At 57.2% G+C, this 15,417-nt stretch carries 16 protein-coding genes; 13 read left to right on the top strand and 3 right to left on the bottom strand.

What is annotated here, in order from left to right:
- Positions 1 to 8: 8 nt before the first annotated feature.
- The 4 genes from GH663_RS14835 to GH663_RS14820 all read left to right on the top strand — a co-directional run bounded on the left by GH663_RS14835 (position 9) and on the right by GH663_RS14820 (position 3,733).
- Positions 9 to 1,112, top strand: coding sequence for a nucleotidyltransferase family protein (locus GH663_RS14835; protein ID WP_211371164.1), 1,104 nt, complete (start codon positions 9 to 11; stop codon positions 1,110 to 1,112).
- 163 nt (positions 1,113 to 1,275) lie between these two features.
- Entirely contained in the window at positions 1,276 to 1,761 is a 486-nt protein-coding gene (locus tag GH663_RS14830; protein WP_153132478.1) for an FxDxF family PEP-CTERM protein, read from the top strand.
- A gap of 174 nt (positions 1,762 to 1,935) precedes the next feature.
- Complete coding sequence (locus GH663_RS14825; RefSeq protein ID WP_153132477.1) at positions 1,936 to 3,378, top strand: mannose-1-phosphate guanylyltransferase/mannose-6-phosphate isomerase; 1,443 nt, start codon at positions 1,936 to 1,938, stop codon at positions 3,376 to 3,378.
- A gap of 4 nt (positions 3,379 to 3,382) precedes the next feature.
- Complete coding sequence (locus GH663_RS14820; protein WP_170291433.1) at positions 3,383 to 3,733, top strand: VanZ family protein; 351 nt, start codon at positions 3,383 to 3,385, stop codon at positions 3,731 to 3,733.
- A 16-nt stretch (positions 3,734 to 3,749) separates the two neighbouring features.
- Here the strand turns inward: GH663_RS14820 and epsA are convergent, their stop codons facing one another.
- Positions 3,750 to 4,553, bottom strand: a complete 804-nt coding sequence (epsA, locus tag GH663_RS14815) for an XrtB/PEP-CTERM-associated transcriptional regulator EpsA (protein ID WP_083518421.1) — start codon at positions 4,551 to 4,553, stop codon at positions 3,750 to 3,752.
- 166 nt (positions 4,554 to 4,719) lie between these two features.
- Between epsA and GH663_RS14810 the strand changes: the two genes are divergently transcribed.
- A complete protein-coding gene (locus GH663_RS14810) occupies positions 4,720 to 6,141 on the top strand; it encodes an undecaprenyl-phosphate glucose phosphotransferase (protein ID WP_246181601.1) in 1,422 nt (473 codons plus the stop codon).
- A gap of 28 nt (positions 6,142 to 6,169) precedes the next feature.
- Positions 6,170 to 6,874, top strand: coding sequence for a lytic transglycosylase domain-containing protein (locus GH663_RS14805; RefSeq protein ID WP_246181600.1), 705 nt, complete (start codon positions 6,170 to 6,172; stop codon positions 6,872 to 6,874).
- On the opposite strand, the gene GH663_RS14800 is transcribed toward GH663_RS14805, so the two are convergent.
- The gene (locus GH663_RS14800; RefSeq protein ID WP_153132475.1) at positions 6,871 to 7,863 is read right to left on the bottom strand and encodes a diguanylate cyclase; all 993 of its coding nucleotides are present in this window, start codon (positions 7,861 to 7,863) and stop codon (positions 6,871 to 6,873) included. The genes GH663_RS14805 and GH663_RS14800 overlap by 4 nt on opposite strands.
- 86 nt (positions 7,864 to 7,949) lie before the next feature.
- On the bottom strand, positions 7,950 to 8,141 hold the full coding sequence (locus tag GH663_RS14795; protein ID WP_153132474.1) for a hypothetical protein: 192 nt from the start codon (positions 8,139 to 8,141) through the stop codon (positions 7,950 to 7,952).
- A 206-nt stretch (positions 8,142 to 8,347) separates the two neighbouring features.
- On the opposite strand from GH663_RS14795, the gene GH663_RS14790 reads away from it, so the two are divergent.
- The 7 genes from GH663_RS14790 (at position 8,348) to ccoP (ending at position 15,282) form a co-directional block, all read left to right on the top strand.
- Complete coding sequence (locus GH663_RS14790) at positions 8,348 to 9,115, top strand: 3-hydroxyacyl-CoA dehydrogenase (protein WP_153132528.1); 768 nt, start codon at positions 8,348 to 8,350, stop codon at positions 9,113 to 9,115.
- A 57-nt stretch (positions 9,116 to 9,172) separates the two neighbouring features.
- Positions 9,173 to 11,611: a heavy metal translocating P-type ATPase gene (locus GH663_RS14785; protein ID WP_153132473.1), complete on the top strand. Its 2,439-nt coding sequence runs from the start codon at positions 9,173 to 9,175 to the stop codon at positions 11,609 to 11,611.
- Complete coding sequence (gene ccoS, locus GH663_RS14780; RefSeq protein WP_153132472.1) at positions 11,611 to 11,811, top strand: cbb3-type cytochrome oxidase assembly protein CcoS; 201 nt, start codon at positions 11,611 to 11,613, stop codon at positions 11,809 to 11,811. The genes GH663_RS14785 and ccoS overlap by 1 nt, the downstream gene beginning before the upstream one ends.
- Before the next feature lie 294 nt (positions 11,812 to 12,105).
- On the top strand, positions 12,106 to 13,533 hold the full coding sequence (gene ccoN, locus GH663_RS14775; RefSeq protein ID WP_066884228.1) for a cytochrome-c oxidase, cbb3-type subunit I: 1,428 nt from the start codon (positions 12,106 to 12,108) through the stop codon (positions 13,531 to 13,533).
- A 10-nt stretch (positions 13,534 to 13,543) separates the two neighbouring features.
- On the top strand, positions 13,544 to 14,185 hold the full coding sequence (gene ccoO, locus GH663_RS14770) for a cytochrome-c oxidase, cbb3-type subunit II (RefSeq protein ID WP_153132527.1): 642 nt from the start codon (positions 13,544 to 13,546) through the stop codon (positions 14,183 to 14,185).
- Positions 14,186 to 14,190: 5 nt separating this feature from the next.
- Positions 14,191 to 14,367: a CcoQ/FixQ family Cbb3-type cytochrome c oxidase assembly chaperone gene (locus GH663_RS14765; RefSeq protein ID WP_066884223.1), complete on the top strand. Its 177-nt coding sequence runs from the start codon at positions 14,191 to 14,193 to the stop codon at positions 14,365 to 14,367.
- Between the two features lie 15 nt (positions 14,368 to 14,382).
- Positions 14,383 to 15,282: a cytochrome-c oxidase, cbb3-type subunit III gene (gene ccoP, locus GH663_RS14760; protein ID WP_153132471.1), complete on the top strand. Its 900-nt coding sequence runs from the start codon at positions 14,383 to 14,385 to the stop codon at positions 15,280 to 15,282.
- The last annotated feature ends 135 nt before the right edge of the window (positions 15,283 to 15,417 follow it).

Raw genomic sequence — 15,417 nt, 5'->3', positions numbered from 1 at the left:
GTAGGGCTGTGGCAAAAGGGATGATTCTGGCCGCCGGCCAGGGGACGCGGGTCCGCCCGTTGACGAAGGACTGGCCGAAACCGATGGTGCCGATTCTCGGCAAGCCGGTCATGGAATACCTGATCGAACATCTGGTCCGATACGGTATTACCGAGATCATGGTCAATGTGGCCTATCACCATAAAAAAATCGAAGAGTATTTCGGCGATGGCCGTCGTTGGGGCGCCAGCATCGGCTATTCCTACGAGGGCGTGGCCGATCACGGCGACATCATTCCCAAGCCCAAGGGTTCCGCTGGCGGCATGAAGGCCATTCAGGACTTCAGCGGTTTCTTTGATGAAACGACGTTGGTCATTTGTGGCGATGCAATCATCGACCTCGATATCGGTGCCGCCTTGTTCGAACACCGCAGCAAGGGCGCGCTGGCCAGTGTGGTGACGCTGGAGGTGCCGAACGAGCAGGTGCAGAACTACGGCATCGTGGTGGCCGATGACGATGGCAAGATCGAGTCCTTCCAGGAAAAGCCGAAGCCGGCCGAGGCCAAGTCCAATCTGGCCAGTACCGGTATCTATATTTTTGAGCCGCAGGTGTTGGATCTGGTGCCCTCCGGTGTCGAGTTCGATATCGGCAGCCAGCTCTTTCCGTTGCTGGCCGAGAAAGGCTTTCCGTTTTACGCCCAGAGCCGCTTTTTCAACTGGATCGACATCGGTCGGGTAACCGACTATTGGTCGGTGCTGCAGCGCGTGCTGCGCGGCGAAGTGGCTGAGATGGATATGCCGGGCAAGGAGATCAAGCCGGGCGTTTGGGTTGGCCCGAATACGTCGATTAACTGGGATAGCTCGAAGATCGTCGGGCCGGTTTATATCGGTTCGAGCGTCAAGATCGAACCGGGTTGCTCGGTGATCGGCCCGGCCTGGATCGGCCATGGTAGCCACCTGCGCAAGGGAGCCAAGGTGATTCGTAGCGTGTTGTTCGAGTACACCCGGATCGGCGAGGGTATGGAGTTTTCGGAAATGATCGTTTCGCCACGCTATTGCGTAGATCGGGCTGGCGAGACGACTTACGTTGGTGATGATCGCTGCAAGTTGCGCTGGGGCGATGCCCGGGGTTGACTGCTAATGCTGCTTTGCAGCACCCGTAGATCTATTGTGGCTAATGATTATGCATTTTTGTGCTGCATTGCAGTATGACGTTTCGCTTAGTCCATTCGGGCTATTTTTGCCTTCCGGGTATGCCATTACTATGAACCTGTAATTTATTTTGAGGGGTTCCACCATGAAAATGCCTGTCGCTTTCAAGTCGCTGCTTGCAGTTACTGCACTGACTGCTGCGTGTGCTGCCAATGCCAGCACCTATGCGCTGCCTCAAGGTGCCCCGGGTCTCTTCCAGGTTTCCAGCAACACCTTTGAAGATAGCTTTACCTTTAATGTAACTAGCCTGTCATCGTTGGTCGGTGGTGTCGGCTCCCGGGATCTCGATTTCGGTTTCGTTACCGTTCAGGCACTGAATTTCAGCGAGCTTTCACTGACCGGTCCCGGTCTGAATGTCAGCTATACCGGCAATGCCGCGACCTTCAGTGCAACCAGCCTCGGCGTAGGCAGTTATACGCTGACCATCAAGGGGGCAGCTCCATCCGGTGGTGGTTTGTACAGCCTGTACGGGAATCTGGCACCGGTGCCGGAACCCGAGTCGTATGCCATGTTCCTGGCTGGCCTTGGTATTGTTGGTGCGGTGGCACGTCGTCGTCGGAAGAGCATCTGATTTAGTGCTCTTGTGTAAACAGCCGCCTTCGGGCGGCTTTTTATATTGCTTTCGGGTGCCGATTTTCACGAAATCGGTAAGGTTTTTATAATTTGCTAAGCCTTAGCTCGTGCCAGTTGCGCGTCCTTCGGCTACGCTAGCGATTGTTCGATTTTTGCAGGCATTTATTCCATCATGATTCTTCAGCCCGTCATTCTTTGCGGTGGTTCCGGTTCCCGGCTCTGGCCGCTTTCCCGCGAGCAGTATCCCAAGCAACTGCTTAAGCTGACCGGTGAGCACACGATGCTGCAGGCCACCGCCTTGCGCTTGAATGGCATGGCCCTGGGGGCGGGGGATCGTCTGGCCACCCCCTTGTTGGTTGGTAATGACGAATATCGTTTCCTGATCGCCGAGCAATTGCGTCAGGTCGGCATACCGCATGCACCGCTGGTGCTTGAACCCTGTGGCCGTAATACTGCCCCCGCCTTGTCGCTGGCGGCGCTGGCCGCTCAGGCGGGAGGCGAGGATCCGGTGATGCTGGTGATGCCGGCGGATCACGTCATTCTCGATGAAAACGCATTCCGCCAAGCTGTAGCCAAAGCTGCCCAATTGGCCGAGGCGGGCAAACTGGTCACTTTCGGCATCGAACCGAATGCGCCGGAGACAGGTTACGGCTACATCCGCCTCGGCGAGTTGGAGGGAGATGCCCGTCTGGTACAGCAGTTTGTCGAAAAACCCGATCAGGCGACTGCTGAGCAATATCTGGCCTCGGGTCAGTATTTATGGAACGGTGGCATCTTTGCAATCAAGGCCTCGACCTGGCTGAGCAAGATGGAGCAATGTCGTCCCGATATTGCAGCGGCTTGCCTGAAGGCTTTTGAAGGCCGGCAGCAAGATAACGATTTTCTGCGTCCGGACAAGGCGGCTTTTGCAGCTTGCCCGTCCGATTCGATCGACTATGCCGTGATGGAGCGCTTGGCCGGCCTGGAAAAAAACACCGGTGAGGTCGCCGTGGTGCCGTTGGCAGCAAACTGGTCGGATGTCGGGGCGTGGAGCGCGCTGTGGGAGATAGGTGCCCATGATGCCGACGGAAATGTGCTGATGGGCGATGTGCTGGCACTGGATACGAGCGATACCCTGGTGGTTGGCGATAGTCGTCTGATTGCCTGTATCGGCTTGAAGGATGTGGTCGTCGTTGAAACGCCGGATGCCTTGCTGGTGGCCGACCGCAAGCAGATCCAGAAGGTCAAGGACATCGTTGGCCGGCTGAAAGCTGATTCGCGCACCGAATTTGCTGCCCATCGGAAGGTGTACCGCCCGTGGGGCTATTACGACAGTATCGATGCCGGACCGCGTTTTCAGGTCAAGCGCATTGTGGTGAATCCTGGTGCCAGTCTCTCGCTGCAAATGCATCACCATCGCGCCGAGCACTGGATCGTGGTTTCCGGTACGGCGCGGGTGACCCGGGGCGAGGAGTCGCTGCTGGTTTCGGAAAACGAATCCACCTACATTCCACTTGGTACGCTGCATCGCCTTGAAAATCCTGGAAAATTGCCGCTCGAGATGATCGAGGTGCAGTCCGGCAGCTATCTGGGTGAAGACGATATCGTTCGCTTCGAAGATCGTTACGGACGCTAAATCGATGGCTGCGCATCCTGTCTGGGTGCGCAGCCGCTTCTGGCTTGTGGTGGCAATACTCGGTGTCGCCGCCTTGTTTGTGCTGGGGGCACAGCCATTTGCGGTGGGTATTGTTCCGCCGCCTTTCGACAAGCTGACCCATGCCGTGGCTTTTGCGATCCTGTTTCTTGTGCTGGACAGTGCGCTGGTAATGCCGCTATGGCTGGCGCTATGTATTCCGCTACTGATTTCAGCGGCGGATGAGTTGCATCAGCTCGTTTTGCCGGGCCGTGAGCCTGGGCTTGGTGACTGGCTGGCGGGGCTACTCAGTGTTCTTGCCGCAGCTACCCTACGTGCGGTTTGGTGCCGCCGCTAAGCCAGGGCGATTGCTTTCAGTTGTAATCGTTTGCCATTTCAGGAAGCCCATTGCTGGCAATGTCTTCTAGTTTGCCAACCGCTTGGGCGCGGTTGCTGACGTTTATCTTCTTGTAAATCCGCTGCAGGTGGTTCTTGACGGTGAAGGAACTGATGTCGAGGATCATGCCGATCTCGATATTGGTCTTGCCACTGCGTACCCACTCCAGAATCTCGAGTTCACGAGTGGTCAGGCCGGCCTTGATCAGAGAGTTGAGCAGGGTCGGGGCTGCGACTTGGTCGGGTTCGAATACCGGTAAACCATCGATTTTCCGGACGGCGGCGTCGACGTGTGGGAGGACAAGCTCGAAGAGCTTTCTTTCATGGTCCGAAAATCCTTGGTCATGCCGCAGCAGGATATACAGGTGATCTGCGTTGAATCGCGTGTCAGGAATTGCATGGAATAAAATATGTTTCATCTGACGTAATTCAGTGTGTAGCTCTGAAACATCAAGATTACTGCCGCAACCCTCTGAAATTGAGGCTGAAGTTACTCGGCCGCCACCTTCCGACCAGTGCTGATGAACCCCGGCTCTGAAGTCACGTATGCTGCTGTGCGGCAATTTTGCTGTACGTATTCCGGGAATCGCAGAAACGATATCGTAGTGATATGTCTCGCCGCCGATTGCGCCGCTGAAAGAAATAAGAACATCATGTGGGATGGCTTCCTGGAAGTCTCCTTGTAGCCAGAGCAGGAGTTGAAAATGGCTCTGTATGGACAAGGAGTTCCGCATGATTCTGACGACAAGATCGGGGTCGAAGGCGGTGTCGAGCGATGCCATTGGTGTTTTTTGCTACCTTTTCAGTGTGTCAGCATATTATCAATTCATCGCTCTTCTTTAGCATTAAATATTTCACAATGTTTCGCAATGCTGCTTTGCAGCATGACATTAGAGTTGGTATACAATCGAACTGATGCCAACCGGGAAATATTTTCTATTTAATTCCATGAACATACTCTCTTCGTCCAGATTTGGTGGAGTCACTGCTAACCGTCCATTTTTGGGCATGGAGCGTGTTGGTGGGGCGCTTTTCCGGCTTTTCGAGTCGCTCGTTGATCCGGTGTCGGTGCTTGCCACCTTGTTCGGCCTGATGCTTTGGTTTCGCGATGATCAGTATGCGCACTATGCGGTGCTTGGCGTGCTCGTTTTTTCGCTGACCTTTCCCGGTAAGAGCCTGATTCAGGAGAGCGTGCTGGGCAGTATTCGCGAGGTTGTCCTGAGTTGGTTGGGCATTGCCGCGTTGTTGATATTTTTCGGCCTGGCAACTGGCCTCTATGCGCTTTTCCCAGAAGAGGTCTTGCTCAATTGGTTGTGGATGGCGCCGACGGCGCAGCTGTTCAGCCATTTTTTATTTCGCTTTGTGACGCCGGCCGTGCTTGCGGCAAGTGGTTTTCCCAAGCGTGCAGTGGTTGTCGGATGTAACGAACTGGGCCGCCATCTGGCGGGCGAAATCGACGCACATCCGATGCAGGGCATCAAACTCGACGGTTACTTTGATGACCGCTTGATCGAGCGCCTGGATATCGGTCATGGTCGACTGATCGGTCGCTTCTCTGACGTGGCGAACTACGTCAAGGAGAACGAGATCGACATCATCTATCTGGCGCTGCCGATGGCGACGCAGCCCCGTATCCTTTCGCTGCTCGAGTCGCTGAACGATACAACGGCATCGGTCTATTTTGTCCCGGATATCTTTGTCACTGACCTGATTCAGGCGCGGATGGATGCAGTTGGTCGGGTGCCGGTGGTGGCCGTTTGCGATACGCCATTCTCCGGTCTGAACGGTATCGTCAAGCGGGTCAGCGACATTGTGCTCTCGCTGCTGATTCTGCTGCTGATTTCTCCGGTGCTGCTCGTCGTGGCCGCGCTGGTCAAAACGAGTTCGCCGGGACCGATCATCTTCAAGCAGCGGCGCTATGGTCTGGATGGCAAGGAGATCATGGTCTACAAATTCCGCTCGATGACGGTTTGCGAGGATGGCCCGAATGTTCCCCAGGCGCGCAAGGGTGATGCACGGATCACCCGGGTTGGTGCGGTTCTGCGCAAAACTTCGCTGGATGAGTTGCCGCAGTTCCTCAACGTCTTGCAGGGGCGGATGAGCATTGTCGGGCCACGCCCCCATGCGGTTGCCCACAACGAGATGTACCGCAAGCTGATCAAGGGCTACATGGTGCGTCACAAGGTCAAGCCGGGTATTACCGGTTGGGCGCAGGTCAATGGCTATCGTGGCGAAACGGAAACGCTGGACAAGATGCAGGCGCGTATTGATTACGACCTGGAATATCTGCGTAACTGGTCGCCGCATCTGGATATCTACATCATTGTGCGTACCGTCCTGCTGGTCTTCAAGGATGCGAGTGCTTATTGAGTGTGGCTGCCAGGGGCGGGCTTTCCCGGTGAGCCGGATTGGCCGCGAAGTATCGCTGGCCGCTTTCCTGCTGGCCGTGCAGGTCGTTTTGCATCCGTTGGCCGCACTTGAAAATGCTCGGCAGGCGCCGCCTTTGGGGGCGCGTATGCCGGTTCAAAAGAGATTGCCTGAAGCCAGCCCTTTTCGTCTTGAGATTCAGCGTTCGGAGTACCGGATTGTTTCCGATGCGTCGTCGCCGAAAGTGAAATCAGGGGCGGCACAGGGTCTGTCGCCGATGATTGAGCGGCATGCCGCCGCTCGGGGGCTCGATCCGGCCTTGGTGCATGCGGTGATCAAGGCCGAATCAGCCTATCGGCCGGAGGCTGTCTCGCCGAAGGGAGCTGTCGGGCTGATGCAGGTCATGCCGGCGACCGGCCGCCGCTTTGGGGTGAGCGACTTGGAGCAGCCGGAGAGTAATTTGAAGGCGGGGACGACTTACCTTCGCCATCTGCTTGATCGCTTTGACAATGTGTCCTTGGCGCTTGCCGCGTATAACGCGGGGGAAGGGGCGGTGCGTCGCTTCGGGAATGCAATCCCGCCCTATCCGGAAACCCGGGGATATGTTCAGGAAGTGCTGCGGAGCTATGGCAAGGTCGTCCAGGAAAATCCTGTGCCGCGGGTGTATGTTGAAGGCGTTCGCCTGATCGATGGCGACCTCGCTTCCTATCGGCTGATTGATACGGCCCGCCACTAGTTGAGCTTTTGGCGGGGGGGGCAGGCGAAGATGGCGTCCAGATCGAGGGCAACCCGGTTGCGCCCGGCGCGTTTGGCGCCGTAGAGCTTACTGTCGGCAGCCTGTAGCAACTGGTGAGGTGCCAGGTCGGTGGAGGGGAGGCCGGTGGCGATGCCAAAGCTGCAGCTGACCAGCCCACCAACCCCTTGTTCGTGTGGAATTCCCAGTTCGCGTGCTGAGCGCCGCATGCGTTCGGCAACGGCGAGGGCGCCATGACTGTCCGTGCCGGGCAGGATGGCGGCAAACTCCTCACCGCCGTAGCGGGCCACGGTATCTTCGACCCGAAATAGCGATTCGTTGAGGGCGCCAGCCACGGCGCGCAAGCAGGTGTCGCCCGCCTGGTGGCCGTAGAGATCGTTGAATTGCTTGAAGAAATCGACGTCGCCAATGATGATGCTTAACGGACTTTCCTGGCGGATGCAGCGTTTCCATTCAATGGCCAGCGTTTCGTCGAAGTGGCGGCGGTTTGGAATGTTGGTCAGCCCGTCGAGCAGGGAGGTTTCCTTAAGTTTGCGGTGCGCCTCGTGTACTGCCTTTTGCATGCCGGCGATGCGCAACATGGCGCGTACCTTGGCTAGTAGGACAACTTCCGAAATCGGCTTGTAGAGGAAATCGTCGCCGCCGGCGAGGATGCCTTGAGCCAGTTGCTCTTCATCCTGAACGGTGGAGAGGAAGATGATGGGGGTCCAGTTGGCGAGGCCGGAATGACCGAGGCTCGATTCCAGGTTGCGTATTTCCTTGGCCAAGGCGATACCATCGGTGTCGTGCAGCGCAATGTCGAGCAGGACCATGCTGGGGGCGTGGCGCTGGTACAAGCGAAAAGCTTCGGCACCGGTGGCGGCACCCAAGGGGCGAATTTCAGGAAGCTGGGCCAAGCATTCGCAAATCAGGGTGCGATGGGCTGCAGAGCGATCGATGACCAGTACGGTTTGTCTCTCTGTATCGTCCATTAGCAGCGTGAGTATCGGGTGGCTATGCGGTTTGGCGGGGTGTGGCTTGCCCAGACATCATATCACTCCCGATTGTGTCCTGCGGCTCAGCACGATGGCTTGGCTGTGGGCGGCGGGGTCTCGGTGAGGCCGCTGGTTTCGCTGAAGTATCCGCATAGCGGGCAGACTTGACCCGGTGCGCAGTCGTGTTCGCGAGCGCATTCGGCCTGGGTTTCGTCGGTCAGAACCATTTCGCGGACCGCTTCGCAGCGGGCGATCGGGGAATCGAATATCGACATGGCAATTGCCTCCAGTCTGAAGTGTGGTGTTTTCCGTACACCTTCACTTTAGTTGGCGGGAGGCTGAATTGCCATCCGTCATTTTTCATGTGGCTATGTATGCCTTGCCTGCTCGGGTTAAGATGATGTTTTTCTCCATACGCTACCGTCTGGAGAAAGGGTTCTTTTTTGAGGTTTTTTCGAAGAGAGAGAAGGAGATAGCAGCTATGCAGGTAAAGGATAAGGTCTTTCTGGTCACCGGTGCCGGTTCGGGTTTGGGCGCAGCGACGGCGCGGACGCTGGTAGAGGCTGGCGCAAAAGTAGTGCTGGCTGATTTGAACCGCGAGGCCGGAGAAAAGCTGGCGGCAGAGTTGGGTGGCGGCGCAAAATTTGTCGAAACCGATGTGGCGAGCGAGAGTTCTGCGGTCAACGCGGTGCAGACGGCAATTTCCAGCTTTGGCGGCCTGCATGGCCTGGTCAATTGCGCCGGTGTGGCGCCGGCTGAAAAAGTGGTCGGCAAGGAAGGACCGCACCGCCTGGAAAGCTTTGCCAAGGTCATCAATATCAATCTGGTCGGCACCTTCAACATGATCCGCCTGGTGGCTGAGGCGATGATGAAGGGTGAGCCGGATGCCGGCGGCGAGCGTGGTGTGATCGTCAATACCGCGTCGGTTGCAGCCTATGAAGGTCAATTGGGGCAGGCGGCCTATGCCGCTTCGAAGGGCGGGATTGTCGCTTTGACGCTGCCGGTGGCGCGCGAACTGTCGCGCAGCGGCATTCGCTGCGTCACCATCGCGCCAGGCATCATGGAAACGCCGATGCTGCTCGGCATGCCGGCTGAAGTGCAGGAATCGCTGGGCAAGATGGTTCCCTTTCCTTCGCGGATGGGCAAGCCGGCCGAGTATGCCGCGCTGGTCAAGCACATTGCCGAGAATAGCTATTTGAATGGTGAGGTTATTCGTCTGGATGGTGCCATCCGGATGGGGGTCAAATAATCTATACTGCGGCTCCGCCATTGACCAAAAAGGCACTTCGGTGCCTTTTTTATTTGCATGTCTGAAGACTCCTGCTACCACTGCGGCCAACCGATCCCTGACGATGTTGATTTACCGGTCACGGTGGCCGGTCTGCCGCGTGCCATGTGCTGCTATGGCTGCCAGGCAGTGGCGCAGTCGATTGTCGACAACGGTCTGGCGGACTATTACCGGAGCCGTGATGCGCTGCCCGAGTCGCCGCGTGAGGCGATGCCGGCGATCCTCGAGCAGTTGGCGCTCTACGATCATGTCGATTTCCAGAAGAGTTTCGTCAAGGCGCTGGGCGAGAGCGAGCGCGAAGCTTCGCTGTTGCTCGAGGGCATCACCTGTGCCGCCTGCATCTGGCTCAACGAACAGCATGTCGGCAAGCTGAAGGGCGTAACCGCCGTCAATATCAATTATGCAACGCGTCGGGCCCGCGTTCGCTGGGATGAAGCGCAGATCAAGCTGTCCGATATCCTGGGAGCGATCGCCGCCATCGGTTACCGCGCCTATCCTTACGATGCCGCCAAGAATGAGGAGATTTCCCGCAAGGAGCGGCGCGAAGCGATGTGGCGCCTGTGGGTAGCTGGTTTTGGCATGATGCAGGTGATGATGTACGCCTACCCGGTGTATATCGCCAACGGCGACATGACGGCCGATATCGAAAGCCTGATGCGCTGGGCCAGCCTGCTGCTGACGCTACCAGTAATTTTCTATTCGTCGGCGCCGTTTTTCCGCAATGCCTGGCGCGATCTCAAGTTGCGTCGGGTCGGCATGGACGTGCCGGTGGCGCTCGGGGTGGGGGCGGCTTTCGTCGCCAGCCTGTGGGCAACGCTTGTCCAGTCCGGCGAAGTGTATTTCGATTCGGTAACGATGTTTGTCTTTTTCCTGCTTGGTGGGCGTTATCTGGAGATGAACGCCCGCCAGAAGGCTTTGGGTGTCACCGAGGCGTTGGCCAAACTGTTGCCGGCCTTTGCCCAAAAAATGCCCAATTTCCCGGTCGACCGCGGCACCGAGCAGCGTGTCGTGGCCGATTTGCTGCCCGGGGATTACGTCTTGGTACGGGCCGGCGATGTCGTACCGGCGGACGGCCGGATTGTTGAGGGCGTCAGTTGTGCCAACGAGGCCTTGCTGACCGGTGAAAGCAGACCGGTGGCCAAGGTGCCGGGCGATCCGGTGACCGGTGGTTCGATCAATGCTGAAAGCCCGCTGGTAGTTCGCGTCGAGCAGGTCGGCGACGGAACTCGCTTGTCGGCCATCATTCAGTTGATGGAGCGGGCCGCGACCGAAAAGCCGCGCATTGTTGAAATGGCCGATCGCATCGCCAGCATATTTGTTGCGGTCTTGTTGCTGATTGCTGTTTTGGTTGCCACGGGGTGGTATTTCGTTGATCCGGCCAAGGCCTTGTGGATCACGGTTTCGGTGCTGGTGGTGACATGCCCTTGTGCCTTGTCGTTGGCGACACCGATCGCACTGACGGTTTCGGCTGGTGCGCTGGCTAAGGATGGTCTGCTGGTGACGCGTGGGCATGCCATTGAGACACTGGCGCGGGCGACCCATTTTGTCTTCGACAAGACCGGGACCTTGACCAGTGGGCGGATGCATCTTTGCGGCGTGCAGGCGACGGCGGACCTGAGCGAGCTAGAATGTGTCGCGATCGCAGCTGCCCTTGAGCAATCCTCTGAACATCCGGTGGCTGCCGCGCTGCGTCAGGCGGCCGGGAGCAATCTGCCGGTCGCGGAGCAGGTACTCAGCGAGCCAGGGCAGGGCGTCGAGGCGCTGATTGATGGCCGGAAGTTCCGGATTGGCCGACCGGGCTATGCGCTGGCGCTGTCCGGGGTCTCGCTGCCGAGTGCTGCGGTTGACTGGCTGGAAAGCGGCGAAACCGTGGTGATACTCGCCGATAGTCATGGCTGTCTTGCCCTTTTCCGGATCGGCGACGAACTGCGTCCCGAGTCGAAGGCTCTAGTTCACGAATTGCGTGCCGCTGGCCGGCATGTGTTGTTATTAACCGGCGATGCGCCGTCGGTTGCCCGGCGAGTGGCTGGCGAGTTGGGGATTGACGACGTTCGGGCAGGAGTTACTCCGCAGGGCAAGTATGCTTGTGTCAAGGAGTTGCAGGCGACCGGGGCGGTGGTGGCGATGGTTGGCGATGGGGTCAATGATGCGCCGGTGCTGGCGCAGGCCCAGGTTTCGATTGCTATGGGCGGTGGTGCGCAGCTGGCCCGGACGCAATCCGATTTTGTGCTGCTCTCCGAAAATCTCGATCACCTGCGCCACGGCTTGCGCCGGGCGCGGCGGACCTTGCTCATCATTCGGCAAAACCTGTGGTGGTCCTTTGCGTACAATTTTGTCGCGTTGCCGTTGGCCATTGCCGGCTATGTAACGCCTTGGCTGGCGGGGATCGGCATGTCGGCCAGTTCTCTGCTGGTTGTGCTCAATTCCCTGCGCATTCAGCGCCTGGAGAAAGATTGATGGAAAGTATCTACCTGCTGATTCCGATTTCGGTCATCCTGGTTTTCGGTATCGCCCTTGCTTTCTGGTGGTCGGTGCGTAGCGGCCAGTTCGATGATCTCGAGGGGCCGGGCTTTCGGGTCTTGATGGACGACGATGAGCGCCCGCCTCCAGCGCAAAATGCCACTCAGTCAGACGACAACAATAGGGAGAAGATTTGACCTGCGTCAACGCTTCGGATCCGATGGCCGGGCATTATTCCGGTCATGCGAGGCGAGTGCCTGGCAAAAATTCTCTGTTGGGGTTGGGGTGCGTTACGACGCACCCTTTTTTTGTCCACGCGAAGCGCGAAAATGGCGCCAATGCTAGGTATTTAGGACTATTTCCGGCTAGATAATCGGTAGATTGATCTAGGTCAAAACCCCGCTATTAATCTAGAATACCATCCGCTTTTATGCGCCGCCTTGGGTTCAGGGAGGTGGACATTCTGTTTTTCATTAACGAGAGGTGGGTTCATGTCTGGAACGCAAACCACATACAACGATAAGGTCGTACGGCAATTCGCCGTCATGACTGTCATCTGGGGCATCGTCGGCATGCTTGTCGGTGTCATCATTGCTGCGCAACTTGTGTGGCCGGAGCTGAATATTGGCCCCTGGCTGCATTTTGGACGTCTTCGTCCGTTGCACACCAATGCGGTTATTTTTGCTTTTGGTGGCTGTGCATTGTTTGCCACATCTTACTGGTGCGTTCAGCGTACCAGTCACGCCCGCCTTTGGGGCGGCCCGCTGGTTCCCTTCACGTTCTGGGGCTGGCAAATCATCATTCTTCTGGCTGCGATTACCCTGCCGCTCGGCATTACATCCGGCAAGGAATATGCTGAACTGGAATGGCCGATCGACATCCTGATCACGCTGGTCTGGGTTTCCTACGCGCTGGTTTTCTTTGGCACCATCGCCAAGCGTACCGTTTCCCACATCTACGTTGCCAACTGGTTCTTCGGTGCTTTCATTATCGCCGTAGCCCTGTTGCACCTGGTTAACAGTGCCGCCGTGCCGGTTTCGCTAACCAAATCCTACTCTGCCTACTCCGGCGTACAGGATGCAATGATTCAGTGGTGGTATGGTCATAACGCGGTGGGTTTCTTCCTGACCGCCGGCTTCCTGGGCATGATGTACTACTTCGTTCCGAAGCAGGCAGGCCGCCCGGTTTACTCCTACCGTCTGTCCGTTGTCCACTTCTGGGCGCTGATCTTTACCTACATGTGGGCTGGCCCGCACCACCTGCACTACACTGCGCTGCCGGACTGGACGCAGTCGGTCGGTATGGTTTTCTCGCTGATTCTGCTGGCTCCCTCCTGGGGTGGCATGATCAACGGCATCATGACGTTGTCTGGCGCCTGGCACAAACTGCGCGATGATCCCGTTCTGAAGTTCCTGATCACCTCCCTGTCTTTCTACGGTATGTCTACCTTCGAAGGCCCGATGATGTCGATCAAGACGGTCAATGCGCTGTCGCACTATACGGACTGGACGGTTGGTCACGTGCACTCCGGTGCTCTCGGCTGGGTTGCCATGGTATCCATCGGTTCCATCTACTATCTGCTGCCCCGCCTGTTCGGCAAGCAGGAAATGTTCAGCACCAAGCTGGTTACGGTTCACTTCTGGATCGCCACCATTGGTACCGTGCTTTACATCGCCTCGATGTGGATCGCCGGTGTGATGCAGGGTCTGATGTGGCGTGCGGTGAATACCGACGGCACGCTGGCTTACAGCTTTGTTGAGTCGGTCAAGGGTTCCTATCCGTTCTGGGCAATTCGCTGGTTGGGTGGCGTCCTGTTCCTGACGGGCATGCTGATCATGGCTTACAACATGTTCAAGACCATTGCCGGCAGCAAAGTGAAGGATGTGCCGGTGGTTGTTCCTGCCGCTCATCACGCCTGATTGGGGAGAGATAATAATGATCAAGCACGAGCAAATTGAAAAAAGCGTTGGATTGCTCATCGTCCTGACGCTGCTCACCGTGATTTGGGGCGGCCTGCTCGAAATCGTTCCGCTCTTCTTCCAGAAGTCGACCACGACGCCGGTTGAAGGTCTGAAGCCCTACAGTGCGGCCAGTCTGGCCGGCCGTGACGTATATATCCGTGAAGGCTGCTTCCTTTGCCACTCGCAGATGATTCGTCCGTTCCGTGCAGAAACCGAGCGTTACGGCCATTACTCCGTTGCCGGCGAATACGTTTATGACCACCCGTTCCAATGGGGTTCCAAGCGTACCGGTCCGGACCTTCATCGTGTCGGTGGCCGTTACTCCGACGAATGGCAGCGTGCCCACCTGATGAATCCGCGTGACGTGGTGCCGGAATCCAACATGCCTGCCTTTGCCTTCCTGGCAAACACCAAGGCCAAGGATTCGGTTGGTGCCGACATCGAGAAGAAGATGCAAATCATGCGTGGCTACGCGAATGCTCGCGGTATCCCGACCTACTCTGATGAAGAAATCAAGGGTGCCAAGGCGGCGATCGGCGACATGACCGAAATGGACGTTCTGATTGCCTACCTGCAGGGTATGGGTACGGCTCTGAAGAACACCAAGTAATAGCCATGGACATCAACGATCTGCGTTCCATCACGACGGTTCTGGGGCTGCTCTGCTTCCTCGGGATTGTTGCGTGGGCTTATGCCAGGGGCAGCAAAAAGGGGTTTGATGAAGCTGCCAACCTGCCGTTCGCAGAGCATGATGACGAAGGTGCGGCGTCAACAACGTCGCACCAGCGCTGAAATAAAGGAAAGCAAATGAGCGATTTCGTTAGCGATTTTTGGAACCTGTACGTGATTGTGATCGTCGTGGCGAGTATTCTTGCCTGCGCCGTATTGCTGATCGTTCAGGGCAAAGCGACCTTCACGCCCGGCAAGACCATGGGCCATGTCTGGGACGAGACCCTGGAGGAGTACAACAACCCGATGCCCAAGTGGTGGAGTTGGTTGTTTGTCATCACCGTGATCTTTGCCTTGGTTTATTTGGCGCTTTATCCGGGGCTGGGTAACTTCAAGGGTATGCTGGGTTGGACTGCTGTAGGCCAGCACAAGACTGAAGTCGAGAAGATGGATGCCACCGTCAAGCCGTTGTTCGACAAGTACATGGCCATGGATCTGAAGGCTGTGGCTGGCGACAAGCAGGCCATGGAAATGGGTAAGCGTCTGTACCTGACCTACTGCATGCAGTGTCACGGTGCCGATGCGCGTGGTGCCAAGGGCTTCCCGAACCTGGCCGATAGCGACTGGCTGTACGGTGGCGAACCTGAGCAGCTCAAGGAAACCATCAACAACGGCCGTATGGGCATGATGCCACCGCATGCACACCTCGGTGCGGATACCATCAAGGATCTGGCGAACTTCGTCCGTTCGCTGTCCGGTCTGCCGAACGACTCGGTGCGTGCCGGCAAGGGCAAGGAAGCTTTTGCATCGTCCGGTTGTATTGGCTGTCATGGTCCGGATGGCAAGGGCATGCAGGCTCTAGGCGCCCCGAACCTGACCGACAAGGTCTGGTTGTACGGTTCTTCCGAAGCCACCATCACCGAAACGATCACCAACGGCCGTCAGAACAAGATGCCGGCTTGGAAGGAGTTCCTCGGCGATGCCAAGATTCATCTGCTGTCTGCTTATGTGCTCAGCCTGAGCCAGGGCACCAAGTAATATCGTTTGTCGAAGCGGGGCGGTTCGCCGCCCCGTTTTTCTTATCTGGCAACATTGTTAGTGTCTGATCTGTACCAAAATTACGTTTGCTTGCTGCCTACAAACAGCTCCTCAGCGTAATTTTGCTACCGATAC

The organism is Dechloromonas hortensis (genome assembly GCF_009469765.1).
GTDB lineage: Bacteria > Pseudomonadota > Gammaproteobacteria > Burkholderiales > Rhodocyclaceae > Azonexus > Azonexus hortensis.
This window is presented reverse-complemented; position numbering and strand designations above follow the sequence as displayed.